Genomic DNA, 756 nt, shown 5'->3' on the forward strand with positions numbered 1-756 from the left:
GGGCTGACCCCCGGTGACGCTGACCCGCCGCGCCATGCTCACCACCGGCACCCTCGCCATGGCAGGTCTGGCCGGCTGCGGCAAAGACAACAAACCGAAGACCGCCGGGAAGGTGGACGAGGTCACCTACGTGACCGGGTTCAACATCACCGGCCAGGACTCGTTCGTGTTCGCCGCCATCGACAAGGGCTGGTACCGCGACGCCGGCATCACCGTCACCGTCGTGCCCGGCGTCGGCACCCGCGGCAACCTCCAGCGCCTCAAGGACGGCAACGCCCAGTTCGCCGTCATCGACATCACCGGCGGCCTCCTGGAACTCAACGCCGGAACCTTCGCGGACTTCCGCGTCTTCGCCCCGATCTACCAGCAGACCGTCTCCTGCATCGTCGCCCTGCCCGCGGCGAACATCCACACCCCGGCCGACCTCGCCGGCAAACGTATCGGCTACTCCGAAGGCGGCGTCAACAAAACGATCTTCCCCGCCTACGCCAGACTCGCCGGCCTCGACGAGTCCACGGTGAAGTGGGTGTCGCTGCCGCCACCGTCGATCCGGGCGGCGTTGGTCGCGGGGCACCTGGACGCCGCCACCGAAATCGTCGTCGGTCGCCCCGCCGTGGAGGCCGCCGCCAAACAGAAGGTCACCATGCTGCCCTACTCCGACGTCATCCGGGACCTCTACGGCAACGCCCTCGGCACCACCACCGACCTCATCAAATCCAACCCCGACCTGGTCCGCCGCTTCCGCGACGCCACCCT

Annotated in this window: 1 protein-coding gene; it reads left to right on the plus strand. The window is 68.4% G+C overall.

The features are described 5' to 3' along the window. Nucleotides 1-13: 13 nt before the first annotated feature. Nucleotides 14-756: ABC transporter substrate-binding protein (locus Vau01_RS63055; RefSeq protein WP_204015510.1), on the plus strand; the 743-nt coding region annotated here is incomplete at its 3' end.

The sequence above is a fragment of the Virgisporangium aurantiacum genome, assembly GCF_016863635.1.
Lineage (GTDB): Bacteria > Actinomycetota > Actinomycetes > Mycobacteriales > Micromonosporaceae > Virgisporangium > Virgisporangium aurantiacum.